21 protein-coding genes and 4 pseudogenes are annotated in these 26,384 nt (G+C 70.8%); 9 read left to right on the top strand and 16 right to left on the bottom strand.

Annotated elements, in window-relative coordinates; all coding sequences use genetic code 11:
- The first annotated feature begins 94 nt into the window (after positions 1–94).
- Together ACZ3YL_RS38935 and ACZ3YL_RS38930 are read left to right on the top strand one after the other, a co-directional pair.
- Positions 95–2,002: a phosphodiester glycosidase family protein gene (locus ACZ3YL_RS38935; RefSeq protein WP_465662304.1), complete on the top strand. Its 1,908-nt coding sequence runs from the start codon at positions 95–97 to the stop codon at positions 2,000–2,002.
- Between the two features lie 119 nt (positions 2,003–2,121).
- Positions 2,122–2,349 carry a hypothetical protein gene (locus ACZ3YL_RS38930; RefSeq protein ID WP_188309861.1) on the top strand — a complete coding sequence of 76 codons (228 nt, stop codon included), beginning with the start codon at positions 2,122–2,124 and terminating at the stop codon, positions 2,347–2,349.
- A gap of 309 nt (positions 2,350–2,658) precedes the next feature.
- Here ACZ3YL_RS38930 and ACZ3YL_RS38925 read toward each other — a convergent pair whose 3' ends face one another.
- From ACZ3YL_RS38925 to ACZ3YL_RS38885, 9 genes and pseudogenes are all read right to left on the bottom strand, one after another.
- The gene (locus ACZ3YL_RS38925) at positions 2,659–3,405 is read right to left on the bottom strand and encodes a hypothetical protein (RefSeq protein WP_465662302.1); all 747 of its coding nucleotides are present in this window, start codon (positions 3,403–3,405) and stop codon (positions 2,659–2,661) included.
- Between the two features lie 759 nt (positions 3,406–4,164).
- Positions 4,165–4,927, bottom strand: a pseudogene (locus tag ACZ3YL_RS38920) (DsbA family oxidoreductase).
- 149 nt (positions 4,928–5,076) lie between these two features.
- Positions 5,077–6,056, bottom strand: a pseudogene (locus tag ACZ3YL_RS38915) (IS5 family transposase).
- 73 nt (positions 6,057–6,129) lie between these two features.
- Positions 6,130–6,876, bottom strand: a complete 747-nt coding sequence (locus ACZ3YL_RS38910; protein ID WP_465662300.1) for a hypothetical protein — start codon at positions 6,874–6,876, stop codon at positions 6,130–6,132.
- A gap of 5 nt (positions 6,877–6,881) precedes the next feature.
- Positions 6,882–8,159, bottom strand: a complete 1,278-nt coding sequence (locus ACZ3YL_RS38905) for a CHAT domain-containing protein (RefSeq protein ID WP_188309864.1) — start codon at positions 8,157–8,159, stop codon at positions 6,882–6,884.
- The gene (locus ACZ3YL_RS38900) at positions 8,156–8,398 is read right to left on the bottom strand and encodes a hypothetical protein (RefSeq protein ID WP_188309865.1); all 243 of its coding nucleotides are present in this window, start codon (positions 8,396–8,398) and stop codon (positions 8,156–8,158) included. Before ACZ3YL_RS38900 ends, ACZ3YL_RS38905 begins: the two co-directional genes overlap by 4 nt.
- Before the next feature lie 3 nt (positions 8,399–8,401).
- The gene (locus tag ACZ3YL_RS38895) at positions 8,402–10,414 is read right to left on the bottom strand and encodes a hypothetical protein (protein WP_465662297.1); all 2,013 of its coding nucleotides are present in this window, start codon (positions 10,412–10,414) and stop codon (positions 8,402–8,404) included.
- A 27-nt stretch (positions 10,415–10,441) separates the two neighbouring features.
- Positions 10,442–11,965, bottom strand: a complete 1,524-nt coding sequence (locus ACZ3YL_RS38890) for a hypothetical protein (protein WP_188309867.1) — start codon at positions 11,963–11,965, stop codon at positions 10,442–10,444.
- A 489-nt stretch (positions 11,966–12,454) separates the two neighbouring features.
- A complete protein-coding gene (locus ACZ3YL_RS38885; protein WP_465662295.1) occupies positions 12,455–13,033 on the bottom strand; it encodes a phospholipase domain-containing protein in 579 nt (192 codons plus the stop codon).
- Between ACZ3YL_RS38885 and ACZ3YL_RS38880 the strand changes: the two genes are divergently transcribed.
- Positions 13,032–13,193, top strand: coding sequence for a hypothetical protein (locus ACZ3YL_RS38880; protein ID WP_188309869.1), 162 nt, complete (start codon positions 13,032–13,034; stop codon positions 13,191–13,193). The genes ACZ3YL_RS38885 and ACZ3YL_RS38880 overlap by 2 nt on opposite strands.
- A gap of 84 nt (positions 13,194–13,277) precedes the next feature.
- Here the strand turns inward: ACZ3YL_RS38880 and ACZ3YL_RS38875 are convergent, their stop codons facing one another.
- Entirely contained in the window at positions 13,278–14,291 is a 1,014-nt protein-coding gene (locus tag ACZ3YL_RS38875) for a hypothetical protein (RefSeq protein WP_465662293.1), read from the bottom strand.
- A 188-nt stretch (positions 14,292–14,479) separates the two neighbouring features.
- Between ACZ3YL_RS38875 and ACZ3YL_RS38870 the strand changes: the two genes are divergently transcribed.
- Entirely contained in the window at positions 14,480–14,980 is a 501-nt protein-coding gene (locus ACZ3YL_RS38870; protein ID WP_223243591.1) for a hypothetical protein, read from the top strand.
- A 66-nt stretch (positions 14,981–15,046) separates the two neighbouring features.
- Here the strand turns inward: ACZ3YL_RS38870 and ACZ3YL_RS38865 are convergent, their stop codons facing one another.
- A complete protein-coding gene (locus tag ACZ3YL_RS38865) occupies positions 15,047–15,391 on the bottom strand; it encodes a hypothetical protein (RefSeq protein WP_188309871.1) in 345 nt (114 codons plus the stop codon).
- 72 nt (positions 15,392–15,463) lie between these two features.
- On the opposite strand from ACZ3YL_RS38865, the gene ACZ3YL_RS38860 reads away from it, so the two are divergent.
- Positions 15,464–16,369 carry an aminoglycoside phosphotransferase family protein gene (locus ACZ3YL_RS38860; RefSeq protein ID WP_465662290.1) on the top strand — a complete coding sequence of 302 codons (906 nt, stop codon included), beginning with the start codon at positions 15,464–15,466 and terminating at the stop codon, positions 16,367–16,369.
- Positions 16,370–16,435: 66 nt separating this feature from the next.
- Here ACZ3YL_RS38860 and ACZ3YL_RS38855 read toward each other — a convergent pair whose 3' ends face one another.
- Positions 16,436–16,603, bottom strand: coding sequence for a hypothetical protein (locus ACZ3YL_RS38855; protein WP_465662289.1), 168 nt, complete (start codon positions 16,601–16,603; stop codon positions 16,436–16,438).
- A gap of 200 nt (positions 16,604–16,803) precedes the next feature.
- Here ACZ3YL_RS38855 and ACZ3YL_RS38850 point away from each other — a divergent pair, with 200 nt between their 5' ends.
- Entirely contained in the window at positions 16,804–18,180 is a 1,377-nt protein-coding gene (locus ACZ3YL_RS38850) for a hypothetical protein (protein WP_465662287.1), read from the top strand.
- 206 nt (positions 18,181–18,386) lie between these two features.
- On the opposite strand, the gene ACZ3YL_RS38845 is transcribed toward ACZ3YL_RS38850, so the two are convergent.
- Entirely contained in the window at positions 18,387–19,571 is a 1,185-nt protein-coding gene (locus ACZ3YL_RS38845) for a hypothetical protein (protein ID WP_465662285.1), read from the bottom strand.
- Entirely contained in the window at positions 19,568–19,693 is a 126-nt protein-coding gene (locus ACZ3YL_RS38840) for a hypothetical protein (RefSeq protein ID WP_262986125.1), read from the bottom strand. The genes ACZ3YL_RS38845 and ACZ3YL_RS38840 overlap by 4 nt, the downstream gene beginning before the upstream one ends.
- Before the next feature lie 437 nt (positions 19,694–20,130).
- Here ACZ3YL_RS38840 and ACZ3YL_RS38835 point away from each other — a divergent pair, with 437 nt between their 5' ends.
- Positions 20,131–22,827: a LuxR C-terminal-related transcriptional regulator gene (locus ACZ3YL_RS38835; protein WP_465662283.1), complete on the top strand. Its 2,697-nt coding sequence runs from the start codon at positions 20,131–20,133 to the stop codon at positions 22,825–22,827.
- Positions 22,828–23,083: 256 nt separating this feature from the next.
- Here the strand turns inward: ACZ3YL_RS38835 and ACZ3YL_RS38830 are convergent.
- Positions 23,084–23,395, bottom strand: a pseudogene (locus tag ACZ3YL_RS38830) (C1 family peptidase); the annotation flags it as partial.
- A gap of 1,175 nt (positions 23,396–24,570) precedes the next feature.
- Between ACZ3YL_RS38830 and ACZ3YL_RS38825 the strand changes: the two are divergent.
- Positions 24,571–24,672 (top strand): annotated as a pseudogene (locus ACZ3YL_RS38825) (transposase); the annotation flags it as partial.
- 436 nt (positions 24,673–25,108) lie between these two features.
- Here ACZ3YL_RS38825 and ACZ3YL_RS38820 read toward each other — a convergent pair.
- Positions 25,109–25,747 (bottom strand): DUF6042 family protein, encoded by a 639-nt coding sequence (locus ACZ3YL_RS38820; RefSeq protein WP_223243592.1) that lies wholly within the window; start codon positions 25,745–25,747, stop codon positions 25,109–25,111.
- Here ACZ3YL_RS38820 and ACZ3YL_RS38815 point away from each other — a divergent pair.
- Complete coding sequence (locus ACZ3YL_RS38815; RefSeq protein ID WP_188309880.1) at positions 25,637–26,029, top strand: helicase associated domain-containing protein; 393 nt, start codon at positions 25,637–25,639, stop codon at positions 26,027–26,029. The genes ACZ3YL_RS38820 and ACZ3YL_RS38815 overlap by 111 nt on opposite strands.
- Positions 26,030–26,384: the final 355 nt, after the last annotated feature.

The following is a 26,384-nucleotide window of genomic DNA, read 5'->3' as shown; positions in this document are numbered from 1 at the left end:
CGGTGAGTACGTGTCAGAGCGATGAGAAGATCTTGGACGAACACTGTGGCCCGGGCAGACCCGCCCGCTGCCGCTCAGATCGGGAAGAGTCGAGATGCGCAAGATCCGTCCCCTGCTGCCCGCCGTCCTGGCGCTCGGCCTGGTGCCCGTAGCAGCACCGTCCAGCTCCGCCGTGGCCAGCGCCTCGGACGTCCAGATACCCATCGGCCAGTACGCCACGGGAGGCCCGAGGACCCGGACCGTCGGGTCGGCCCCGCAGACCATCGCCGACGGCATCACCTACCAGACGTACACCCAGGGCTTCCGCTCGCAGGCGCCGTTCGGCACAGCGAAGGGCGACCACTGGACGCTCGCGCTGTTCGCCGGGTCGACCCCGGGCGAGCGGGGACAACTGACGGACGCGCAGAGCATGCAGACGCAGTTCGGCAAGGACCTGTCCGGGCTGAAGGACCCGACCCACATCGACGAGATCGACGCACCGGCCGGCGGCACCAGGGCCGACGTCACTTTCGCCGGCCAAGGTGTGGCCTGGGCCCTCCGGCTCGGGACTTACAACACGAAGGACGAGGCCGACGCGGCCAAGAAGACGGCCGAGGCCGACGCGGCCAAGAAGGACGCCGCAGCCCATGTGGACTACCCGGCCGACACGCTGGGCTTCGTTCACAACGCCGACGGCACTCAGCACATCGACGAGGTCACCGGCAAGCCAGCTTCCTGGACGGCCGAGGTGATCTACGACGCCGTCAACGGCGCCCCAACGACCGGTCCGTGGTCGATCCGCGTGGTCACCGTCGACCCGGCCAAGTATGACCTCCAGAGCACCTTCGGCGGGACGATATCCAACCCGGACAAGCTACGGGACATGGTCGGCGTGACCGGGGCCACGGTCGCGATCAATGCGTCCGAGGGCGTGCCGGTCGGCAGGGAGCCAGGCGTGGTGGCCAAGGACGCGGCTGACGCCGGTTACACCGGTGACGTCCAAGGGGTCCAGGTGCGGAACGACGGCATCTTCAGCGAGGCCAACAACGGCCGCAGCGCCCTCATCCTGAACGGCAGGGACCCGGCGGACCCGAACGGCGCGATCACCGACGTCCGGATCGGTCAGGTCTCCACCCGGATCAAGGTGACCGCGACCGACCCTGCCACCCACCAGCCCGACCCGCGCACGATCCTCGGCGTCGACCGGCCGGCCGGCCACATCGTCGGCTGCGGGTACCAGGGCGACGGGCCGGACGAGTACGCCCCGGTTATGCGTTACGGAGACTGTCAGGACAAGAACGACCTCACGGCCTTCCGGTCGGAGTGGGGCCCAACGACGCCGACCGTCGACCCGAAGCTGAACGCGGACGCCTTCGAGCTCCTGCTGGACGCCAACTGGGTGGTCCAGGGCATCCATGCGTCCGGTGACGTCATCCCCCCGGGGCAGATCGTGCTCCAGGGCCTCGGCGCCAGCGCGACCTGGCTGAAGAAGTACGCGCAGCGCGGCACCGTACTCTCGCCCTCCGCCGACATCACCGACACCCCGACCGGGAAATCCATCACCAACGCCAACCTGGGCGTCCTCGCCGGCGGTTGCGGACCGTCCTTGCTCGACAAGGAAGGGGTCTACCTCAGCATGAAGGCGGACGGCATCCTCGGTGCGGACGAGCGGGGCTACAACCTGCCCGGCTTCATCAACAACGAGTCGGCCGAGCGCCACCCCCGGACGATGGTCGGCGTCACGGCCCCGGACCCGCAGACGGGCAAGCACAAGCTCATGCTGGTCACCGTGGACGGCCGCGACGCGGACACCAGCATCGGGATGTCCATCCTGGAGACGGCCCAGCTGATGAAGGCCCTGGGTGCGCAGGAGGCCCTGTCGATGGGCTGCGGCGGTGACACCGCGATGTTCATCAACGGGGTCCTCTACAACAACCCCATGAACGGCTGGGGCACCCCAGACCAGAACGCCCCTTACGAGCGGCACCTCCCCAACGCCCTGGTGGCGCTGCCCAAGAAGTAGCCCGGGGGCCCGCCTCCCGGCGGAAAAGCAGTGCCGGAGCAGCGGCCGAGGGCCGTAGGCTCGGCGCACTCGGGACAGGCAGAGCTGGGGGGCGGGATGAGCAGAGGAGCAGCAGAGCAGTGGTCGGGGCCGTGAACGCGCTGGGCGGGAGGTGGGCCGAGACGGCCGAGGCAGCGGGGGCGAGCACGGTGTACTCCCCGGTCGGGGTGTGGCCGCTACTCGGGCTGCTGGCCGCCGGGGCGGCCGCCCGGCCAGGGGGCGCGCCACCGGACGGCCAGGGCGGGCACGGGCGCAGCGGCCGGGCGGCCTGGCGGCCAACCACGACGGCGGCCAAGGCGTCGGCGTAGCGGGTGGGGCCGGTGCTGACGAGCCGTCCTCAGGCCCCCGCCACCACCACACCACCGCAATCCCAACCCGAATCCACACCACCGCCCGGAAGCCAATCCACCAAAACAATCACACGGAATAACCAGCGGAATTCACCCCAAAAACAACCCACACCACCCCCCAACCCCACCCCGTCACCACACACAGTCACCACACACAGTCACCAAGCCCGGACCACAACCACGACCCGCACCACTAACAGGCACGACCAAAGGTCCGGACAACCCGCCATCCAGAGCCATTCCACCCCCACCACAACCAACAACAGGTCACACCCGACGGTCCCTCGCCGGGTAGAGCTTTGCGTGCAGTAGCCGGTCTTCCCACCAGGGGTCATCCGGGGTGGAGACCAGTGCGGCCATCTGCTCGCGTTTGGTCAAGGCGGGCAGCACCAGCGGGCCCAAGTCCTTGACGGCGCGGTCCTGTTCGCACTGTGGGCACTCCAGCCGGTCCGGGCCGGCCGTCTCCCGCAGCTCCAGCTTCGAGCCCTCCTTCCCGCCGATCGAGCCCCGGCACGTCCAGCACGGGCGCAGCGCGGCGTTGGCCGTGCGGGCTGTCTCCAGCCGTTCCTGGGCCTCCCGTTCCAGGCGCTCGGTGTGTTCCTGGTGGCAGGTCCAGCAGCGGCCGCCGGGTTGGCGGGTCCACTCCACCTGTCGTCCGTCGGGGCCGTAGTGCCAGGTGCTCTCCTGCTTGGGGACGTCGCCGCAGTCGGCGCAGGCGAGGGTGCGCATCCACTCTCGGTGGTCCTGGCGGGCCTTCTTCTCCCGGGCCTTCTGGCGCTGGTCGTAGGCGGCGCGGTTGTTCGGGTTCTCCAGCGCGTCGAGCAGGGAGTGCCGGCCGGGGCGGCCGTAGCGCCACCAGACGGGGCCGAGGGGGCCGTGCTCGGCCAGCAGTTCCAGCGTGGTCGCGAGGATGGGCACGGCGTCGTCGTACTCGCGCCAGCCGTCGCCGTCGTTGTCGTCCTGCGGGACGGTCCACCACTGCCCGCGCCAGCACTCGGCCGACAGGTCCGCCACGGCCTCCTGGCGGCCTGCCAGGGGCGACGGGTCCGGCGCCGGTGACGACCAGGGCGACGGGCGGGTAGCCGGCCCGGGTGTGGCCGGGCCAGGCACGGCGCCACCAATGCACCGTGCGGTCGGCCGGGTCCTGCTCGGCCAGCGCGGGGTCGGTGCTCTTCACCCTGGTTCGGAACAGCTCGCGGTAGGCGGTGAACTTCACGGCGACCCGCTGCGGCGCCATGGTGGAACGGTCGACCTCGACCATCAGGACCGGCACCCCGATCTCCGAAGCCTGGAGCACCGCGTCCGGGCCTTGTTCGTCACCACGCCGGGGCGCCGGAGCTGGTCGGCGGCGGCGGCCTGGTCCGTCGCGGTTGTCGGGCTGGGCGGGGCGCTGAGGGGTGCTCGCGGGCTACTACCGGTGTCGTGGCCGCTGCTGCCTCTTCGGGATATCCGGCGCTCCTAACAGCCGCCAAGCCCGTTCCGGATCCGCGCGCCGCTCCCTCTCCAACCACCACCCCGGCCCGCCTTTGAGCGGGCGTGCGGCCGGCCATGCCGGACGCAACGGGAAAGGGTCAAGCGGTCAGGGTGCTTCCGTCCGCGAAACCCGCGAACGAGCGCACCCGGACCGCAACCACAACGACCACAAACCGACAAAAGGCAGGGAGAAAGAGGGTTGTCGGAATCCAGCGACGGCCCGGATTCGGGCGCTGAACCGCGCGGATTCGCCTTTCGGGCGCGAGGTGGCCGGCGGGGGCGGCGGGCTGGCGTCGGGCCCTACCGCCGGGTCAGTTCGCAGCCGTCCGGTCCGCAGGCCTGCGCGTCGGCCCCGCCGACCGGGATGAGCGGTGCCGGGAGCCGGCTCTCCCAGGCCTGCTCCAGCGCGCGGGTGAACGTCTCCGCCGGCTGCGTGTCGGAGACCCCGAGTCGCCGGTCGAGGACGAAGAACGGCACGCCCGTCGCTCCCAGGGCGCTCGCCGTCGCCTCGTCCTCGCGCACCGCCTGCGCGTACGCCTGCGGATCGGCCAGCACGGCGGCGGCCGCCCCGCTGTCCAGCCCGGCCTCGGGCGGCCAGCTCGACCAGCCGCTGCGCGTCGAACGCCGAGCGCTCCTCGGCGAAGTTGGCCCGGTACAGCGCGTCCAGCAGCTCGGCCTGCCGGCCGTGCTCCTTGGCGAAGTGCAGCAGCCGGTGCATGTCGAAGGAGTTCGCCGCGTCCCGTCCGCTGTCCAGGTACGGCAGCCCCTGCGCGTACGCGTTCTCCGCGATCCGGGCCTCGGCCGCCTCGGCCTGTTCCAGGCTCATCCCGTACTTCGCGGCGAGCAGCGGGATCACGGGACGGGCCGTACGGGGCGCGTTCGGGTCCAGCTCGAACGAGCGGTGCACGACCTCCACCTCCGCGCGGTGCGGGAACACCGCCAGGGCCTGCTCGAACCGGGCCTTGCCGATGTAGCACCACGGGCAGTTGATATCGCTCCACACTTCGCCGCGGAGCCGCCAACACGCCGACCGTAGCCGAGCCTTGGGCGGCTGCCCACCGATTTGTTTCGGCGTCGCCCTGATCCTCCGCGACGGGGAGGACGGCGGATGGCGCGCCCGGTGGGAAGACCGTCGGGCCGCCGGCTGATCGGGTGGGGCGCGGTCGTTCCAGGCGCCCAGGTCCTCGTACTAGGGCCTGTGTGATGTTGTGATCAGTCGGCTGTCCGCAGGAGGTCGTCGATCCAGATCATCGAGGCGCGGAGGTGGAGGCCCGCGAGGTAGCTCTCGGGCTTCTTGTCGCAGCGGGTGGCGATGCCTCGCCACGCCTTCAGCCGGTTGATCAGGCGCTCGACGGTGTTGCGCTCCTTGTAGAGCTCGGCGTCATGGCCGACCGGCCGGCCACCCATGCTGCCCTTCCTCTGCCGGCTGGCGGCCTGGTCCTTCTTCTCCGGGATGACGGCCTTGATTCGGCGTTTGCGCAGGTAGGCGCGGTTGCCGCGGGACGAGTAGGCCCTGTCCGCGGCGACCGCGCCGGGCCTGGTGCGGGGACGGCCGACGGGCAGGCGCACGCGCACCTTCGCGAGGACGGGGATGAACTGCGGACTGTCCGGCGGCCTGCCCCTCGGTCAGGACGAACGACAACGGTCGGCACCTGCGGTCGGCAGAGAGGTGGACCTTGCTGGTCAGCCCGCCCCGGGAGCGGCCGAGCAGGGCTTCCTTCAGGCGGAGCTTGCGCCGGAGCCGGGCGCGTCGCCGCTCGTCCTGTCCGTTCTGTTCCTGCGGGCCGCCCCTTTTTCCGGGCCTCCTCCTGTTCGCGCGCGGCCTCCTCCAGGGCCTCCATGACGTCCTCGTCGAGGAGCATCCCGGCGGCATCCTGGTGAGCACGCACGGACGTGGAATCCACACTGACCAGCGACATGTCCGCCTTCCCCACGCGGGCGGCCTCCGCGATCAGACCCTCAAGCAGGGCGGTGAAGACGCCGGCGTCCCGCCAGACCCGGAAACGGCCGTAGACGGTCGGCCAAGGCCCGAACTCGGCAGGCATCTCCCGCCACTGGGCACTGGAGCGGAACCGCCAGATCACCCCCTCGAACTGCTCCCGCAGCCGCTCGGGGTACGGACCGAACCTGCCCACCGGCAGATACGGCTCGATCAACGTCCACTGATCATCGGTGAGTTGCCTGCGCGTCACAGGCACAGTCCTACCGGGTTCCGCCCCCGAACGAAGGCGGAACCCGAAGACTGATCACAACATCACACAGCCCCTAGGCGCCCAGGTCCTCGTAGGTCAGTGTCGAGAAGTACCACTGCTCACCGGTGTGCTCCGCTGTGGCTGTCGGCTCGCCGCGGTGCTCGAAGTCGGGGTCGCCGAGCAGGCGGCGGCGGATGCCGCACACGCGGAACAGCGGGGTGAGCCCGCGCGGCTCGATGATCTTGACGCCGATGCCCTGGGTGCTGACGACCCTCAGTCCTGTTGCCGCGTCGGCCAGGGCCAGCGCGCCGGCCAGCGGGGCGGCGGCGTGTGCTCGCAGGCCGATCCGGGCCCCGCGCTGGTTCGAGACGAGGATCACCGTCGGTCCCGAGTGGACCACTTCGGTGACCACGACCGCGGCGGCGTCCCACTTGCCCTCGCGGTGGAGTGCCAGCACGGCGCGTCCCAGTGCCTGGAGGTCGGCGATGCGGGTGGTGCGGCACTTGCGGGCCTGGAACAGGACGCCGTGCTCGCGGCTGAAGGTGACTTCCGCGTCCTGTCCGCCGGGAAGGCCGCGCGCGGACTCCTCCAGGGTGACGGCGACGCTGCCGCGGGAGGCGTAGTCCAGGTCGGCCAGCGTGCGGCCGGGCTGGGTGGCCGCGTCGATCCCGAGTTCTGGCAGGCTGGTGTGCCGGTCGAAGCGGGCGCGGTCCAGGTATCCGACGTCGCCGACGTCGATCCGCGTCGTCGGGAGCCATGCCGACAGGTAGCCGAACTCCTTCCTCATCTCCTGGGTGTAGCGTTCGAAGATCGCGGCCACGTCGTTCACCTCTTGTTCGCTCGGATCCATAGCACCGGGACCAGGTGTTCGGCCGGCCTGGACGCGGTCATGGCGATCTGCACGCATCCGAGTTCGAAGGCCTCGGCGATCGTGCAGCCGGCCGCCAGGGCTTGGTAGAAGCCCACACTGAACGCGATCGCGGAGGACTCGCCGATCTCCTCCCGCATCCCGATGACGTGGCCGATGTGCTCCACGACGGCCTCGGCGGTCGCGTCCGAGCCGCAGGAGTTGAGGATGACGCATTCGGTGCCGTGGCCAGCGGCGGCGAACAGCCCTGCGAGGGAGGCGGGGGGCAGGGGGTGGACGCCGCCGTCGTCCGTTTCGACGAGGTAGTTCCCGTTCGGGTCGCCGTAACCGGAGAAGTGCACGATGCGGGGCCGTTCCCGCAGCAGCGCGCGCGTGATGTCCCGCGCGCGCACGGCCCGCTCGCTCTCGACCTCGATGGACTCGCGGTGGCCGGAGAGCCGGATCTCCTCGCGGATGGCGCGCACTTCGTGGTCGAGGCGCGAGGACTGGCGGTGGCGGTCAGGAAGGGCCTCCAGGTGGAGAATCTTCAGGCGCGGCGGTCGTGGCCGGTGCAGCGGTGCGCTGCTGACGCCGACCGCCACGGTGTGGGCGACGTGGAAGCTGCGGCCGTGGCGGTCCGCGTAGTCGAGTTCCACGTGGAGGGGGACCGCCGTCCCCCGGTCGAGGGCCTTGGCGTAGAACAGGAACTCGGTGGACGCGCCGGGCGGCAGCTCGCCCAGTGTGCCGGTCGAGCCCCGGGTTTCGACCCGGAAGGGCCCGCCGAGGGCCACTTCGAGGGTCTGCACCGCCACGGTCCCCCGGTTGGCCACCCGTCCCCGGATCACCGTCGCCTCGTTCCACGGCAGGTTCGTCGTCGTCACCTCGACTGCCAGCTTCGGCTTCTCGGGTTCCGGGAGCGCCGAGCTCGGCAGCACTTCCAGGGTGACGGCGAAGTCGGGGATCCGGACCGGGCGGGACGCGCGGTCGCGGTAGGAGAAGTTCCGGCTGGTCGCCGTCCAGGCGCCTGGCTTCGAGGAGCGCACCTGGATGCGGTGGTCGACGCCGGCCCCCGGCGCGAGCTCGGCCAGCTCCATCCGGGAGCCGCCGGCCAGCAGGCTCAGCTGCGGCGGCAGGCTGAGGACGAAGACGATGTCGGTGCAGACTCCCTCTCCGTCGTTGGTCAGGCGCACGACCAGCTCGGCGATGCGCCCTTCGGTCAGCCTGGTCGGGGTGATCTCAGCGTGGATGTCGCTCACCTGTTAGCCGCCGGGGGGTCGACCGCGGCGGCCCGCGGGTGGTGCGCCTGCTTGCAGGACTTGCAGTGGACGGCCGGCGGGAGCAGGAGGCCGTCCTCGGACGGGCTGAAGCCGGGGTCGTGGACGAGAACCTGGTCCTCGGCGCACAGCGGCTTGCCGCAGTGGTGGCAGATCCTGTCGATCCGGACCGATCCGTCGGGTTTCTCCTCCTGCGTGCAGTCCACGCACTTCCACGTCATCGCTCAGGGCTCCTCGTCGATCTCGGCGCGCAAGGTCAGGTAGATCGCCTCCGAGATCCGGCCGGCGAGCAGTGCGTCGGTCAGGTCCTGTCGGCGCTTCTTCTTGGCTTCGGCGGCGTCGGCGTCGGTGCCGGCGGCCGGCCGGTCCGCCGGTGGCCTGGGGCCGGGCACGCTCCCGGTGTCGAGGACGGCCTCCTCGCGCTGCGGCGGCTGCGCTACGGTGCGGGGCTGGGACGCCAGCGCGTGCTTCAGCGCCTCGCCGACCCGGTGGTTGAGGCCGTCCCAGGCCGACCCGATGGTCTCCTTCATCGCCTCGTTGGCGTAGGAGGCCGTGACCGTGACGCCCACCTCGGCGTCCCCCCGCTCCGCGCGGATCCCGCCCAGGCGGGTCTCCACGCCGGTGAGGATGATCTGGAAGTCGATGGGCAGCACCCCGTCGTAGAGCCGGCCGGCGATGTCCCAGTACCGGTTCACCGTGTTCGCCCGGCCGCTGCCCCGCGGCGGGTTCTCCAGGACCCGCTTGATGTAGTAGTGCTCGGCCAGCGCGTTCGTCAGGGCGATGACGGTCTCGTGGTCCGGGATGACCCCGCCGAAGGAGGTCTTCTCCTCCCGCGCGGAGTCGTCCTCCACCCTGCGGTCCGGCACCTTGCGCACGTCCTGGTAGCGGACGAGTGCGAGGTTCAGGGTGAACTCCGCCGCCACCTCGGTGCGGGCGGTCGTCTTCCGGCCGGGCTGTGCGTGCGCGCGCCGGTCGCTGGCCGGCTGCTGGACGCCGCCGCCCAGGGGGTGCGCCATCGACACCCCGGTGAGGCCGGAGAGCGTGCCGCCGAACCGGGCCTCGATCCTTCCCTTGACCGCGTCGGTGGTTTTGATCTGCTTCTCGAAGCGGACCGAGACGACCAGCCGCTTCTTCGTCCGCTCCTCCGTGCTGGTCGCGGCCTGGACCCATTCGATCGTCCGGTACGGGGGCCGGCCGTCCGGCATGATCACGTCCGAGATCGTGTAGTGGCGCATGGAGTTCCCGGCGGTCGGCGAGGAGACGCTTTCCACGTTCCCCCAGGCAGCCGGCACCTCCAGCCGCAGGAGGTGGACGGACTCCAGCCGCAGGTCCGCCTCGCCGCCGCTGCGGAACGGCACCCACTGCAGTTCCAGCTCCAAGGTGCGCCGGTCCTGCTCCGGCACCAGCGACGGCGTGAGCCAGAGCGGCAGGTGGTCCGGCTGGGAGGTGGCGTCCAGCGCGTACGGGAACGAGGCCTGCCACTGGGCGCCGGCGGAGGTTGCGGCCGTGTCGAGGAAGGGATGGTCGCTCACGCGCCCGACCAGCGGGATCACGCATCCGTTGAGCGCGGGGTCCTTGAAGCGCAGGCCGGCTTCTCCGGCGAGCAGGACGTATCCGGCCGAGAAGTCGGCCTCGGCGGCCGGGCCGAGCTGGTACTTCGCGCGGTAGCACTTCAGCCGGTCGCGGTCCTTCTGCCCGAAGGTGAGGCGCAGCTGTACGCCTCCGTCCACCGGGTCGACGGCCGAGGTGTAGACGCCCTCGGTGCTCAACAGCAGTTCGCCGGAGAGTCGTTCGGCGATCTCGACGGAGTCGAGGCCGGGGGTGAGCGGTAGTTTCGGCCGACTCTCCAGCATGCGCCGGATCCGGTGCTGTTCGCCGTAGTAGCCGTAGGCGGCCGTGCCGGCGCCTGCCAGGAACACCAGGAGCGTGAAGGGGTTGGCGTCGAGGATGACGAGGAGGAATCCGAGCAGCGCGCCGCCCGCGCCGCCCCAGAGCCACTTCTTCAGCGGGCCCTTGACCACGTGGTGGTCGGCCGGGCAGTGGATGACGGGGGTGGTGTCGAGGTCCAGGTCGGCGTACTCGGAGGTGAGGTTGCGGCCTTCGGCGTCCGTGGACCGTACGGCGTGCTCGTCGCAGAGCGCGCCGCCGCAGTGGTGGCACACGTTTCTGATGTTCCGCAGTCCGCCGCAGTCCCGGCAGCGAAGCCGGGGGGCACGGTCCCTGATGTAGGTCTGCACGATGGGCTCCTGATGCTGCGGCGGGGTTCAGGTGAGCTGGCGGATGCGGGCGAACTGGTCCCGCAGCGCCTTCTGGAGGGCGTTCATCTCCAGCACGAGTTCCCGTCGGTGGCCGGCGAGTGTGCCGCGCACGTAGAGCCGCAGGTCGCCGCTCTTCAGCTGGGTGGTGTAGGTCGTCCCGCCGTCGACTTGGGACTGCCGCTCGGTGGTGAGGTGGCGGCCCTCGACGTAGATCCACAGCGCCATCTGGTCCGGCCCCTCGGTCCGGCAGGCGAGGACGAACGAGCGCAGGGCCGACCCGCCGGCCGAGCCGTCACCGCCGAGGTGGCAATGGAACACGTCGTAGCCGCGGGTCTCGAGCGCGGCCTGGATGTCGGTGATCCGCGCGCGGTCGGGGATCACCTCGTCGAAGTAGAGGTGCTGGCACGGGCTCTGCACGCGTTTGGTGAACGCGTCGCCGAGGACGAGCTTGAACTCCGATTCGATCTGGGTCTTCAGCCGGGGGCCGTGCGCCGCTTGCATGCCGGTCGCGGTGAAGAGGCGGGCGTCGGTGCCGGAGAGCAGCCGGTCCGGCACGTCCACCTCGACGCGTCCGTGGAGTTCGGGGGCGAGGTAGAGCTCGCCGGGCTGCTCGATGGTGAGGACCATGGTCGAGCTCTCGTAACCCTGCAGGCTCTTGTCTTCCGAGTCCATCGCGCTGGAGCGCAGCGGCATGTCGTGCCACTCCAGGCACTTGGTGACCGGGTTGTAGGTGATGACGGGGCTGGGGTCGGCCGAGGCGTCGAGCAGGTGCAGGTGTACCGCGCGCAGCGAGGTGATGGTCGGCCAGGCGACCGACACCCGGCGCAGCACCGGGGCGTCGGTGTGCTTGCCGTCGTCCTGTCTGGGGAGCACCAGGCGTACGCGCAGCCGCAGTTGCAGGTAGGAGCGGAAGCTGGCCTGCTGGGCGATGTTCTCGGCGGCGTAGGTGACCAGGCCGGCGATCCTCTGCTGTTCCTCGAAGGGCAGGGACGGGAGCCTTTTCAGCTTGTCGAGGAGGAGCCTGCCGGCTCCCTCGTCTCCGGTCGACAGGCCCGTCGCGCGCGATGTTTCGTCGGTCTGGCTGTCGAAGGGGAGCAGGGTGACCCCGTCCGGGTCGAACAGTTCGGCGAGTACCGTGATCGGTTCGGCGTGCAGGCAGTTCGGGTCCGGTGCGTACTCGTGTTCCAGTACGCACTCCTGGCGGTCGGCGGCGAGGCGTTTCCTGCCCCCGTGGATCGGCACTTCGATGCGGACGGCTCCGTAGCTGCCGTCCAGGCCGGATGCGGAGCCGAGGTCGGTCTTGTCGTAGTCGCTCAGCAGCAGGTGGCCGACCAGGGCGGTGGCGTCGGGGCCCGGGGCGGCTGCGGTCTTTTCGGTGTCGGCGATCGCCTCGCGGGTGAAGTACTGGCCGCCGTCGTACGGAATGGAGATCGTGATCTTTCCGGTGGGGACGCCTGCGTTCTCGTGGCCGCGATTGTTGGAGATCTCCTGTTTGTATTGGAAGCGTTCGACGATCTCGATGTTCTCCACGGTTGCCCGCGCGAAAGTCTGGCCGGATTCCCCGGTCCGAGGCCCAGCGATGGCTCGTATAGGCATGCCCGACTCCCAATGCCCCGAAGGCGCTCGGCCTCGGCGCGGAAACGATCGACTGTCCTGCCAGGGTGGCCGGCGGCGCATGCCCGGGCGCAGATGACGGCCCCTCATGTTTCTTACATGGAGGGCGTGTTCACGTTAGGGCATGCGGTCCTGTGGCGGAATCATTGGCTGGAATTCTTTGCTGACCCGTGATCGTGGCGGTCTTTTCCTCGAACGCGCACGCGCGCGGGTGCGGGGATTCGGCCCGGGTGTCAGGTTCCTGCTGAATTTCGTTCCGCGGTGCGGCCGGCGAACATTATCTGCACGCGATGCGTCTGCATGCGATTGGTGCGATGGCGATGCGTGCGATGGGCGACGCGTGCCCGGCGCGGTGGGCCCGGCGGCCTGTCCCGTCCCGCCGGGGCGGGACAGGACGGGGGCCGGTCAGCGGGGGCCGGGGTCGCTGGTGCCGGGGCGGCCGCTCTCGAGGTGGCCGGCCCAGCGGCGGCGGAAGACGGGCGTGCCCGGGACGGTGACCGAGACGTCGTACCAGCGGCTGCGGGGGTCGACGTCGAAGGTGAGCTGGACGGAGGCGCCCGGGCGCAGGGTACGGGTCCTCGCGGAGCCCTTGGCGTAGGCGTCGGCGACGCTCACCGTGCGGGGCGCGGGCCCGTTGTTGCGGACGTGGACGCTGGTGCCGCGGGGGTCGAAGCGGGCGACCAGTTCGGTGCCCGCCTCGCCCTCGAACTCCTGCAGGGAGCCGTTGGGGCCGTGCACGGCGAGGTGGTAGCGGCCGGAGCCGGGCAGGGTCCAGTAGTCGGTGAGGGTGTCGCCGCCGGAGACGGCGTAGCGGCGCGGGGCCGCCGCGGGTGCGGTGCGGTCGTAGACGTAGAGCCAGGCGCCGGCCTCGCCGCGGTTTTCGAGGTCGAGGTGGAGCTGGCCGCGGGTGTCGGTCTCCTCCTCGTTGACGACGAGGTCGTAGGGCAGGGCTCGGGCCGGGCGGGTGTCGGCTGCCACGGTCATGACCGCGGTCATGGTCGTCATGGGCGCGCTTGAGTCCGGCATCGCAACATGGGGCGGCTACCTGGGCGCCGACGTCAGCCAGGCGCTCGGTCAAATGGAAGACAAGCGTATGGCGTTCTTGCAGCACTCCCTCACGATGGCCTACCCAGCGGACCAGTAACCGCCTTGATCCTGCCCGCGGCGGGCGGCGAGCGCAGCCGGAACCATCGCCCTCGGCCTCGACAGCCGACACCGGCGGTGCCAGTCAGATCAGGTCCTGCAGTACTCCGAAGGCAGGGCACCCGCTCACTCCGGAGGCGAGGTGGGCAACGTGCTCCGGATCGGCGTAGGGGTTGATGGAGAAGGTGAGGGTGGGGGTGCGCTGGTTGGGGTCCGCGACCAGCGCGGCCAGGCCGAGGAAGGCGTCGTGCGGCTTCCAGATGCGTTCGAAGGTCTTCCGCTTGTCGCGGAGCACGTTCGTCGCGACGGACTGGGCCAGGGCGGTCATGTGCGGGCTGTCGTACGGCGCCGAGTAGGAGGTGATTCCGGAGCCGCCACGGGTGACGGTCACCCACGATGCCGGGATACCGTCGTCGGGGCGGGACGGTGCCGCCATCGCCCGCAGCCGTCCCACGCCGGGGCTTCCGTCTGGTGGAAGGAACTGCTGCACGATGGCGTCCCGGACCTGACTGCGGATCTCCACTGGCGGGATGGGTTCGGCGGTGATCGTGAGGGTGTCGGGAAACCCGCGTGCCCGTAGGCCTTCGCCGAGGACCTGGTTGAGGTTGAACAGGCTCTTCGGGCTTCGCGAGCTGACCTCGATCGCGCAGGTGGGAGCCCCGTCCAACAGCAGGTCAGGACCCGCCGTTGTGTTGAAACGGAACGGCACCCCGGACTCGGCCAAGAGCGCGGCGACGACCAGCTCAGCACGGTGTTGCAGGAACTTCTCCATCCCGTCCCAGGAGGGATCGTCGAAGGCACGAAAGGTGCGCGCGATCGACTCAAGACCCACCGGATGGGCCTGTTCCAGGACGGTAAGTATCTCTTCGAGGACGACCAGCACTGGGTCACGCCACCAGGCGTAGACCACCTCCGGATCGGGGCTGGGCAGCTCCATGAGACGGCGCAGCGGATGACCTGGTGCGGATCCCATCCAGCGACGCAGCACCGGCAGTTGCTGGGATGGTATGTCCATCTGCCGAGAGTAGACGGCTTTGGCGATGCTGCCCGAGACGACCACCAAGTCGAGGCCGCCTTGTTCCAGTTCCGAAATGGCCACCGCGGCGCAGACCCGCCACAGCAGAGAAGGATGAGGCTCGTGTGTCGCCGCCGCTGGAGTCCTCGGCCGCAGCCTCGTGAGCGTCAGGTCAGGCGGAGCGCTCCGGCCGGGAGCGGCAGCCAGTTCTGCGGTCCGGCCGGTTCAGCGCCGGAAGGTTGCATCGAAGGCGCCCGGGCAAGGTGCAGCACATGGCATTAGAAGAGGATCTGCAGGCAGCCAGGAAACTCCTCTCCCAGATCGATGAGGTTGGCCGGGACTCCGGCCGCGAACCACTACGGGCGGCCCTGCGCTGGCTCACCCGAGGCCGGCTCGGGCGTCGGTATGGCCCCTATGCGGCTCCTGAGCTCGGCACGCCTTGGCAGGACACTCCCTCGCCCCTGCGCTCCACGTGGCGCTGCCGCAGCGCCTACCTCAACGGTGAACCTGTCTTCGAAGTCGACTACCGGATTTGCAGCCGCTGCCGCGTCGGCTGGGTGGAGGAGCCGCACACCCACGAGGCCTACCAACGACTCGGCCTGGCCGCCGCCGGCCTCGCCCGGCTGCGTACCGAACACCCAGACCTCGCCTGGCACACCCTCGGCGGCCACATGCACGCCGCCAAACCCTTCTGGACGGCCGTCGGAACCGGCGTCGCCGGCGCCTACCACCAACGCAGGCTATGTGATCACCTCAACCCCACACGCCGCTGAGAACTGCCCCGGGCCCTGCCAACCGGTCTCTTCGCGGACGTGAGCAGGGACGCGTAGGCGTGCCGTCTACAGGGTCCCCGGGCCCGGATCGCAGGGCTTCATCCCTGACTCGATCATCAGCGACAGGATGTGGTCAGCGTCGGGTTCCGTCATTTGCAGGTTCGAGGAGCGTCTCTGCCCGGGGCATCTCACCTTGCACTCGTACCCGCCGCCGTCGATCTCGGTGACGGACACGCACATGTGCATCGGCCAGTCACAGTCACGAACGCCACGTTCGAGATGAAGATGGCGGCGCAGTGCGGCGAGCCGGTGGTGCGGTGGCAGGGTGCGGTGGGTACGGCAGCCGTTGCAGTTCAGGAGGTGCTGCACGCTGCCTTGGCGGGCGAGGAACTCCTTGCCTTGGCCTTCCATGGTGTTGCAGCTGCCGCACAGGGGCCCTCCTCCAAACTAACTCCGTCTGCCGCCTTACTACTATGACTTCGCATGACCGACACCGAGATCGAGATCACCGCAGACCTGGTCCGCGACCTACTGCGGGAGCAACATCCAGACCTTGCAAGGCTGGCCATCCGCGAGGTGGCGGGCGGCTGGGGCAACCAAATGTGGCGCCTCGGGGACGAGTTGGCCGTGCGCATGCAGCGCATGGCCCCCACCCCGGAGCTCCAGCTCAAGGAGCGCCGATGGCTGCCTGTCTTGGCCCCGCGTCTGCCGCTCCCGGTGCCGACCCCGGTGCGGTCCGGTGAACCGTCTGCGCGCTTCCCCAAGCACTGGACCGTGATGACGTGGGTTCCCGGCGAGCCGCTGGACTGCACCTCGATCAGCCGCGGTGACCACGCGGCCGACACTCTGGCGGGTTTCCTCAGGGCGCTCCATGTGGAGGCGCCCGCCGAGGCGCCCACCATGTCGGACCGCGGCGCTCACCCTAAGGAGTGCACGGCCGGCTTCGAGGAGTTCTTGCAGGGCATTGCCCCCGGCGGCATTGCCGCCGACGTTCGGGCTGTCCGGGACGTCTGGGACGATGCCGTTGCGGCCCCCGAGTGGGCGGGCCCGCCGGTATGGCTGCACGGTGACCTCCATCCCGCGAATGTCGTCGTCTCGGACGGGACGCTCTCGGGCGTGATCGATTTCGATGCCCTGTTCGCCGGGGATCCGGCGTGGGACCTCGCGGCCGCATGGGTGCTCCTTCCCTCGGGCGCCGCCTCTCGGTTCTTCGACGTGTACGCGCATGCGGACGAGGCGACGATCCGGCGTGCCCGCGGGCTGGCCGCCATGAAGAGCCTCTTCCTCATCCTTATGGGCCAGGCCGGAGATCGGAGCCTTCCGGGCGGCAAGCCGACGTGGGGGCCCGCTGGCCGGGCAGCGCTCGATCGTGTTCTGAAGGGCGTTTGATGCACGCTTCTTTGAATCGGTTCTCGATCTTGGTTGAGCACCATGCGGCAGTCCACCCTCGTGGATTCATCGATCACCACGCATGGTGGGGAAGCCAAGGTCCACGGCCGTATGCTGCCCGTGACCCCGATCGAGCTGGCTGAGCTTCTCCTCGGCACCAGCCAGGCTGACCTGGAGACCCTGCTTGGCGAGGAAGGCAGCCTTCGCCTCCGGCGACATCCTGCGGTACTCCACGCCGACCTCCAGTGAGCATGGCATGACGATGCGTCACCACGATCGCAGCTGGCACCGACAGCGCGGCCAGTGCGCCGGCCAACCGCAGGGGCGCCCGGTGTGCCGCTGCGCTCCGCGTCGGATGGCTGACCACCTGGCCCGGTGGGTAGGGCTGGGGACTGGCCCGGATCGGCCGGGCATCACCAGGAGGGGAGCACTTCGTGAACTTCGGTCGCAACAGCGCCGCGCAGCCTGAGCCGGATGGAGAGCCGCAGGGCTTGCTCACCACCGCCCCGCGTCCGGGTGCGGCCGCGGCCTTCCAGGGCGCCGAGCTGATCGGTCGCTTCGCCGTATTGTCCTGGGACACCGCGGTCGGCCGGGTCGCCATGGGCTACGCGCTCTCCCCGGCCTACTCCTCGCCCAGGGCGCTGCTCGCAGCCCTGTGGGAGAAGTACGGCCGAAAGGCTGCCGAGCACTACCAGGCGGTCGTCGTCAGCGACAGCGTGTGGGGATTGGACGCCCCGCACCTGGAAGCCTGCGACCTGCTGCCCGACGACACCGGCAGGCCCTACAAGCCGTCCTGGGCGCAGCTGGCCAGGCTGTTCGGCACGGAGGTGCCGTACTGGCACGGCTCGCTGCGCGACGAGAAGGCGATCCTGGCCTGGAGGCCGGGCGCGGCGGCGGCGGTGGTTGCCGCGCAGTACCCGCAGACCCGGGCGGCGGAGGATGCGCTGCTGCGCCTGGCGGCGTACGAGCCGGACGGTTCCCCGGCCGGTCAGGTGTGCCTGTGGCTGGCCCGCGAGGTACACCGCCGCGACACCGCCGCGGCGTTGAGCATGCTGAAGTCCATCGACGAGGACAAGTCTCCGTTCGACGGGTGCAAGGGCCTGGTCGTAGCGGCCCGCCCGGCACCGCTGGGGCGCGAGCGCGAGCCGGAGCCGGCGGAGGTGATCCGGCGAGCCGGCTGGGCGCAGATCACCGAGCGGACCGACCAGCTGGCATACCAGGCGGCGTTGTACGCCCAGCGGTGGGACGGCGGCGCCGACTGGCCCTCAGGAGAGATCTGCGAGCTGTACCCGCAGAGCAGTGCGCCGGCGGCCGAGTTCGCCAAGCGCCTGGAGCCGGCACCCGTCGATCGGCCGTTGACGGTGCTGCAACGCTGGGTACTCTCCGACCGGGACGAAGGTGAGCTGCTGCACGACCCGGCGACCGGCTTGCCGGTCGTGCGGACCGAAAGTGCCCGCGGCCGGGTCACGCTCTTTGCGCCCGCCTCCCAGCGGCTGCCCACCACGTCGCGTCTCAGCGAGGTGATCTTCTCTTACGGCACAGTGTGGGTGCGCACCGACGACGGCGGCCTCTGGCTGGCGCCGCAGGTCCCCGGTGAGGGCCTGGGCTACAGCCAGGGCGGCGGCACCGGCGGTACGTCGGCCCTGGCCCAGCTGCTCAACCGTCTCCTGGACGACATCACCGCCCCTGCCGTCCGGTACGACCAGGACACTCCCCCCAAAGGGCTGGTCAAGCTCGTCCGCAACGCGCCGGAGAACACGATGAGCGCCTTCTCTCGGGCCGACCTCGAGATGGCCCGCGCCGCAGGCTGACCTCTCCCGGCCGCCACGATCGAGGCCGTGCAACCGGTCGGCGCCGGTCGCGGCCCGATGTCCGACCTGTCCGGCGTCGGGCCGCGACTACGAGCGGCCTGGACCGCTTCCTGCTGCGCGGCGACGGGACGTCATCCCGGCGCAGCGCAGCAGGCGGTTATGGCTGACGCAGCCGGTCAGACGCCGCGATCCAGGCCAGGAGCCTTTCAGTCGTGGTACCGCTGGGCTTGTTCCGCCTCACGCTCAAAAATGACGAAGGCGCCGGTGAGGATCGCACGATCCTGCGCGTCGAACCGCTGATCAGCCCTGGCGAGGTCGTAGATCCGCTCGGCGGTCAGGTACACGACGTGCACAGTCCCGCGTGTCCAGTGGACGCCATCGGCCTGCCATGCCCGCTCGGTCAACTCCCGCAGTGCCTCGCTCACACCGGCCGGCGTGGCCAGGTCGAACCGCTTGCGCAGGCTCAGCAGCAGTTCCTCATCGACGTCGCAGCACGCGATGTCTTCTTCCGGCTCGATGGCCAGGGTGCGGGCCAGCGTCCTCACCAGGCTGAAGGCCTCCTCCATAAGGGTGGCGCAGGCCAGCCAGTGTTCATCTGCGCCGGATGGCATCCGGGCGGCCTGGGCGAGCAAGGAGGCGGCGGCCCGGGCGGTGTTCGCGGCCGGGGTGTCGGGGCCTTCGGCGGCCGGTTCCGCCAGCGAACCTTTCAGATCGCGGATGGCGTCGGCGGCCATCTTCGGCTCGAAGCCGTTGAGAGCGCCGCTGATCGCGTCTGCGAAGTCGCTGCGCTCCGCCCCTTCGGCGATGACCGCCAGGAGCAGGGCCGCGGCCCGCAGAACCTCGCGGTCGTCGCGGAGATAGTCACCATCGATGTGCGCGTCGAGGGCGGCGCTGGTCTGATCCTCGATGCGCTGCAGCTGCCGCATCACGGCCGCCGGGATCCTCCGCCCGCAGTGGGATGCCTCGTTGGCGACGTTGGAGAAGCCGAGCAGGCGGGTGCGCTCTTCCGCCCATTCGGCGATGCCGATCAGCCGCCGGGCGTCGGCGGTGAGTCCGGCCGACCGCAGCGCGGCGGCGAGGGTCCGGATCTGCAGGTTCTGCTCGCCGGCCTGGGTCTGAGCGCGCAGGGCGGTGGTGTACTTCCCGCCGGTCGACGCCTGCAGGGCGCGGGCCTTCTTACCGGTGTGGGCTGCTTCTTGGGCATCGCTCGTCTCTCTCCGGACAGCCCGCGCCTGTCCGCAGAGGATGCGTGCGGAAGGTGAGCGGGCCCCGGGAGACCTTGGCCGACGCAGCCGTCCCAGCGCGGGCAGGACGGCAACGGCGAACGGCGTGCGCTTCGTGCCGCTGACACCGTATCGGATCCTGCGGCGCGGCGGGTCAGCAGGCGTCATGATGCTCGGCCTCGGTGGCCCGGGGCGCGGTACTCGTGGCCGGGCTGCGGGCTGCGGGCCGGGGTCGGGATGTCGTGGTCGGCTCCGTAGACCCGGCCTCGCATCAGCGCCTCGTCGTCCATGACGCCAGCTTCCCAGTCGGCGCCGACAGTGAAGCGACATCCCGAGGCCTGGTAGCGCCGGTCGGCAACGGGCACGGCCAGCGGATCGATATGACGGTGGAGGAGCCGGACCGGGTCGTGGGCGTCACCGGCTCCGGCCGGGGGCCCGTTCTCTCGCAACAGGGAGCCTGCGGCTTGCAGACGGTGACGGCGGCCACCGTTCCACAGGCCTTGACCGTGACGCGTTTGGGCTGCCGCCGAGCGGACGGATGCGAGATCCGCGCAATTCCGGCCCAAGGTGCAGGAACAGTGACGAAACATGGATCCAGAGCCTCGGGCCACGCCCCTGCCGTAGGTTCGTGATTCGCCTCGCGGCGGGCTGCGGCCCGGCCTGCGCGGACCTGTGCCACAACGTTCGCGGACCGTCTTCGGGCTCTGCACGGCGAAGGGAAGTCCATGTGCGCGAGGGTGTGAACGAGCGGCGGCTGCGGGAGCTGATGGCATCCGCCGCCGCGGGCCGCCGCGGGCTCGTGCTGGTCGAGGGGGAGGCCGGCATGGGCAGGACCACGTTCGTCCGCCGCCTGCTGAGCCTGCCGGAGGCCGCACGTACCGCTGCCGTGGTGCTACGGGTCTCCGCCGGCGGCGCCGCGGTCGCATGGGAGCCGGGCACGGCCACGCCGGCACCCGATCCCGGCCGATCGGCGCCGGCCGCGGTCGAGGAGTGGGGCGGGTTCCTCGCTGCCCGGCCCAGCGGACTGCTGGTCGTCGAGGACGTCCACCACGCGGATCCGTCCCAGCGCCGGGCACTGCGCCGGCTGCTGGAGCACCCGCCGGCGGGCCTGTGCACCGTGCTGACCTACCGGCCGGAGGAACTCCCCGAACCCGGGCTGGCGTTGGGCGCCACGGTGGACTACCCGCCCGACCTGACCGTGGTCCGGGTCCGGCTCGAACCCTTGGACGTAAGCGAGATACGCCGCCTGGCCGAACAGGCCCTCGGTGGCCCCTGCCCGCCGCACCTCGCCGCCCGACTCCATCACTGCTCCGGCGGAACTCCCCAGGTCGTGGCCGACGTGCTGGCAGACCTCGCGCAGACGCCGGACCGTACCGCCGCCCCGGCACCCCCAGTTCGGTTAGCCGAGCTGGCCTTGGGCCGCACCGCGGCCCTGCCCCCCGCCCAGCGCCGCATCGTGTGGGCCGCGGCGGTCCTCGAAGACCCTGCCTGCGCCGCAGAGTTGTCCCAGATCGCCGGACTGCCTGGCGCCCGCGGACGGACTGCGCTGCTGGCCGCGGTGCGCACTGCCGCCCTGCACCAACTCGGCCCCGACCGCTACGGGTTCCGCGTCCCGCTGGCCGCGACAGCCGTCCGCTGCGCCATCCCCGGGCCGACACGGGAGGAGCTGCACTGCCGCGCCGCTGAGCTCCTGGCCCGTCGGCAGCCGGTTCCGTGGGCCCGGATGGCCGGCCACCACCACGCCGCCGGCCAGGCGGCCGACTGGCTGGACAGCCTGGCCAAGGCTGCGGAGGAGGCGGCCGGGACCGGCGCCCACCAGATTGCCATCGCCCTCGTCGAGGAGGCCCTCGCCGAGCCGAGCGCGCCCGGAGCGGTCCGGGCCCGACTCGGCGCGATCCTGGCCCGCAGCGCGGTGGCCGGACTCAGCTCGGAGCAGACAGCCGCGATGCTGCGCCAGGTGGTCGCCGACTGCGCGTTGCCCCGGATGATCCGCGGGGAGATCCGGCTCAGCCTCGGGCTGCTGCTGCTCAACCACCTCGACCGCAGCGCCGAAGCCCGCGGTGAACTCGTCCTGGCTAGCGACGAGTTGTCCGACCGTCCCGAGCAGGCGGCGCGCGCCCTCGCCGCCCTCGCCTCGCCCCACCTGCCGGGTAGTTCGGCCGAGGAGAACCGTGCCTGGCTGGACCAGGCCGAAGCCGCCGTCGTCCGGACCGGCGACCCGGCCGCCCGAACAGCCATCCTGGCCAGCCGGATCCCGCTCCTGATGTCCATGGGCGACCCGGACGTCTGGCGGCTCCTGGCGGACCTGCCACGGACCAGCGACGACCCACGGCACCTCTACCAGTGCACCCGCGCCCTGTGCAACGCGGCCGACGGCGCGTTCTGGCAGGGCCGCTACGACCGGTCGGCCGACCTGCTAGGCGAGGCCCTGGATCTGGCGGCACAGAGCGGCGCACCGCACGTCGACAAGGTCGTACGGTTGGGCTCGGCGGTGCTGGACTGGGCCACCGGCCGCTGGTCCGGCCTGCCCGACCGGGTCCGGGCGCTGATGGCGGACGCCGACCGGATGCCGTGCATCGTCAACGAGGCCCAGCTGGTCCTGGGCGTCATCGCGCTCGCCAAGGGCGACTGGGAACAGTTCGGTGTCTCCTTCACCGGGCCGGAGCCGCCGGATCGCGAGATCCCGCATCGCGCGGTGTCCGCCGGGGCCCGGATCCGGCTCGCGCTGGCCCGCGACGAGACCGCCGAGGCCGCCGAACAGGCGGCCGCGATCTGGGCCACGCTGCGCACCAAAGGCGTGTGGGCGTGGGCGGCCCACGCGGCGCCGTGGGCGGTGGAGGCCACGATCCGCGCCGACCGGCCGCACCTGGCCCGCGCCATGGTGGCCGAACTGGCGGCCGGACTCGAGGGCCGCGACATCCCGTTCGCGCACGCGGCCCTCGAATGGTGCCAGGGCCTGCTCGCCGAATCGGACGGCGACCCGAGTACCACCGTGACCCACTACCGTCAGGCCAGAGCCGCCTATCGCGCCCTGCCCCGCCCACACGAGGCCGCACTGCTCGCCGAGTACGCCGGCCGCGCCGCCCTCGCAGCCGATCCCCTCTGCCCCGCCGGGGCCGACGAACTTCTCTCGGCGGCAGCGGAGTTGGACGAACTCGGCGCATCCTGGGACGCCGCCCGGGTGCGCGCGCTGCTGCGCCGCACGACGGCCGAGCGCCGCCCGCCGGGCCGCCCGTCCTACGGCGAGCAGCTCTCGCCCCGGGAGAAGGAGGTCGCGGCACTGGCCGCGACCGGCATGACGAACCGCGAGATCGCCACGCAGCTGCACCTGTCCCCGCGAACCGTCGAACACCACGTCGCCCGGGCCATGCGCAAACTGCGGATCGTCTCCCGGCTGGACCTCGCCGGCACCGGGCAGGACTGACACGTCGCCCCCGATCGGCGGCCCCAGGGCCGCTCGGGCCGTCGCCCCGACGCACGGACGCGGCCCCTTCCCGGCCGGTGAACGCCGGGAAGGGGCCGCGGTGTCGGTCAGCCCTGGACGAGCTTGCCCATGGCGTGGACCTCGTCGACGTCGCCGGTATCGAAGAAGCTCCACGGCACGGTGACAAAGCCGCCGGCGCCCAGCCGGTGCCCCAGCTGTTCTCGATCTTCACGCCCTTGGCGTTGTAGCCGACGACGGTGACCTCGTGGCCGCCGACCACCGGATCACTGGCGGAATCGCCCGGAAGGTAGCTGTAGTTGGAGGCAGCTCGCGAGTTCAGGTCCATGAAACTCTGGCGCACGCTCATTCCGATCGGCACGGGCATGCCCTGGGATATCGCGCTCTCGATCGCGGCCTTGGCCGCGCTGCCCTGGGCGGGCAGCGACTTGTAGCCGGACAGCTTGAATTTCGCCGCGTTCGCGCGTTCCTTGGCGTCCGGCTGGGTGCGGTAGTCGAAATCGCCCTGCCAGTAGTCGCGCCTGGTGTCGATGCCCTGCTTCTTCTCCATCGACAGGACGTCGTCCGTGCCGGTGCCCTCGTCATGGCCCCCGGTGACCTGCGAGTAGATGTACATCGGTGCCATCGGTGCGCCGCCGATCCCCTGCTCGTGCATCAGGATGCCGTAACCGGTGTAGCCGGTGGCCCAGGTCACGCACGAGTTGACCTCGCCCTGGTCACCCGGCACCGGCGCGTACCGGGTCAGATCCGCGCTGGCCGGTACCGCAGCCAGCTGCGCGAGCGGCGCCTGGGCGCTGCTTCCGGCCTCCTGGTCGACGGCCGCCGGGTGCATCGCGGACGCGGGGATGAAGCCCAGGCCGTGCCGCTGGTGGTGCTGAGGTGCCTGCCCGGGGGCGGCATCGGCGGCACTGGCCGTGACTGCGGGAATCAGGCAGGACAATGCCAGTGCCGAGGCGATCCCGGCCGTCTTCTTGATGCGCACTATTTCTGCTCCTCGATCTCTGGAAACCGTCAGGACGGCGAATTCTTCCGGCCACACCCGGATATCCGTTGGCCCGCCATGGCATCGGCAGACAACGAAGACTGAGTGGAAATCACCCGGATTCCCGGCTCGTTGAACCGGGCTGTCCGTCCCGAGCAGAAGCAAAGCAAGTGCCCGGATTCCAGGTCAACGAGGGGACCTACCTATTAATCGGGCGAATTCACGTGCCGCCGGGCCGGAAACCTTTGCCGCGCCAACCGGCCCACGCCGTTCTGCCAGCGCCTTTCCCCGAGCCGGCTACGACCCGGACGGAGCCGCATAGCTTCGCCCACGCGTCCCGCCGCCCGGCATCCGCCGGATTCCTGGGTATGGGTAGCGAACCGGAAGGCTCTCGCGAACCACCTGGCGAGTCCTCAGCTCGCCGCCGTGGCCTCGGTGAGCGACCGGTCGAAGGGCGGCAAGGGGCCGGAGGCCTGGCGGTCCCCGCCGTGCTCGGCCATGACGGGATCCTCCACACGGTCCCCCGGCCCCTGTTGCCGCTGTCTCAGGCCCCGTTGACGGATCTGACGGTGAGCGCAACGTGAGGTGAGACCGCCCGCTCGTGTCCGGCTTCGTCAGAGCGACCTGCCCGCGTCAACCTCTCGGATCCGAGAGCGTTTAGGAAGGCCAGAGCCTCGGCGTCAGGGGATCCCGGCGGCGCGCTGTAGAGCACGAGGTACTGGTCGCGGTCCGTGAGCGTGAGCGGGCAGCAGTCGAACTGCCAGGTGGGGGTGAGTCTGCATGCCGCCTCCGACACCGCGTCCGTGCCGGTCTCCTGGCGCCTGTTCGTTCCCGCCGAGTGGCAGAAGGCGAGCCATCTCCAGGCCTTCAGGCTCGCGGTGACGACCGGCCCGGTGGCGGCAGCGGCACGGGACGCCAGCCCGCCGGAGGCGGATACTGCGGGACGGAGGGCAGGGGTCCTGGTCACGCGGCACCGGTGAGGGGCATCGGCTGGCGGGTCGGGCCCAGCGGGACGGCGCGGAGCGCTTTGTCGTGGAGGGCACGGCGTCGTCATCGTCGCGCGCCTGCGGCGCACCACCCACGCGCGCAGCCGCGTCGATGAGGCCTTCACGGTCTTCACCGCCGTCGTGTTCGGCGTCCTGATCGCCGCCACCGCCTGGGGCCACGCCATCCTCCAGCTCGTCGGCATCGCCGTCGACGCCACACACTGACCCCGCCAGGCACTCTTCCGGGCAAGCCGTCCTCGAACAGCGCCCGCGGCTCCGTCCGGCTCTGGGGTGATCAGTCCTCCGGAAGGGTCACCAGGATCTGGCCGTCCTCGTTGACGCCGTGGATGCCGATCCTGCCCCGGTCGAACTCCGCCCAGTCGCACCGTAGCCGGAACACCTTGTGCGGCGCGACTACCGCGACGTCGGCGCTGGCGGTGAAGTCGCCTGCTTCCAGGAGCAGCAGGACGGCCTGGCGGGCGTCGTGAGGGTCCCCGTCGATGACGCGGGCGAGGCGTTCGAGGCTGGTCGTGATCTCTTCTCGGCGCTGTCCCCGGGGCTCGAACAGGTTGATGATCTGGAAGGAATCGCCGGAGTAGGCCATGTCCATCCGCAACTTCCGCTGTACGGCGAGCTCTTCCTCGTCGAGGGGGAACACGTCGGCCGGCGCGGGCATGGGGAAAGCCGGGTGCAGGCGCAGTTGGCCTTCGGCGTCCTTGATCTCGTGGAGGACACCGGCGGCCACCAGCAGCGTGATCACGTCGTCGACCGTCTCCGCCGGTGGAAGACCGTAGTGGGCAGCGTAGCGGGCGGTGTCCGCCTTGTGACCCGGCAGCGCGGCCCGTTCGTCGTCGTCCAGGTCGTCGCCTTCGTCCCAGCACGAGTGCGCAAGGGCTCCGGACGGGTTGGAGGAGTTCCCCGCAAACGGGCGCAAGACCTCCTCGCGGCGATCGGCATCGAGCCGGACGCCGAGCTGGTGGCCGCGAAGGCCGCCGCCGCGGCGAAGCCGAAGCTGTCCCGTGCGGACCGGTTCCAGCTCCACTTGGCGGCGCTGGCCGAGTTCGTCGAGTGGGAGGGCCACGCCCGGGTTCCGCGCCCGTACAAGACCGGCGAAGGGCTGTCGCTGGGCGCCTGGCTCAACAACACCAAGGCCCGCCGGGACAAGCTGTCCGCCGAGCAGCTCGGGCAGCTGGAAGCCCTCGGAGTGGCCTGGTAGACGCGCCCTGGCCGGAGCCGGTGTCCCTTCCTTGCAAGCCCATCTGCGGCGCCCTGGACGCTGCGTGACCCTGACGCGTCAGAGCTGAATGAGGACGACGACGGCACCGTGGAGTGAGCAGTCGCCGGCATGGGATTGTCCGAACGTAGACGACCATCCCCGCTGTAGCCGATCCCGGCTCTCCCGCTCCCCGCCCCGCGGCAGGCAGCACAGGGTCGACGCCGAGGTTCGGTGGGTCGGCCCTGACATGGACGTGGGGGGGGTTTCCGGGGGACGGCATACACGGCCGGCCCGGGGCGGGGGGGGGGGGGGGGGGGGGGGGGGGGGGGCGTTAGGGGGGGCCGGTGGGGGGTGT

This window comes from Kitasatospora sp. NPDC023176 (assembly GCF_055560495.1).
This window is presented reverse-complemented; position numbering and strand designations above follow the sequence as displayed.

Bases quoted from the DNA above. Each gene is read 5' to 3' on its own strand.
- ACZ3YL_RS38935 (WP_465662304.1), top strand. From the start codon at position 95: ATGCGCAAGATCCGTCCCCTGCTGCCCGCCGTCCTGGCGCTCGGCCTG.
- ACZ3YL_RS38900 (WP_188309865.1), bottom strand. From the start codon at position 8,398: ATGACGTGGAAGTGCGTGGACTGCACGCAGGAGGAGAAACCCGACGGA.
- ACZ3YL_RS38880 (WP_188309869.1), top strand. From the start codon at position 13,032: ATGACCGCGGTCATGGTCGTCATGGGCGCGCTTGAGTCCGGCATCGCA.
- ACZ3YL_RS38885 (WP_465662295.1), bottom strand. From the start codon at position 13,033: ATGACCGTGGCAGCCGACACCCGCCCGGCCCGAGCCCTGCCCTACGAC.
- ACZ3YL_RS38870 (WP_223243591.1), top strand. From the start codon at position 14,480: ATGGCATTAGAAGAGGATCTGCAGGCAGCCAGGAAACTCCTCTCCCAG.
- ACZ3YL_RS38865 (WP_188309871.1), bottom strand. From the start codon at position 15,391: ATGGAAGGCCAAGGCAAGGAGTTCCTCGCCCGCCAAGGCAGCGTGCAG.
- ACZ3YL_RS38860 (WP_465662290.1), top strand. From the start codon at position 15,464: ATGACCGACACCGAGATCGAGATCACCGCAGACCTGGTCCGCGACCTA.
- ACZ3YL_RS38845 (WP_465662285.1), bottom strand. From the start codon at position 19,571: ATGACGCCTGCTGACCCGCCGCGCCGCAGGATCCGATACGGTGTCAGC.
- ACZ3YL_RS38840 (WP_262986125.1), bottom strand. From the start codon at position 19,693: ATGGACGACGAGGCGCTGATGCGAGGCCGGGTCTACGGAGCCGACCAC.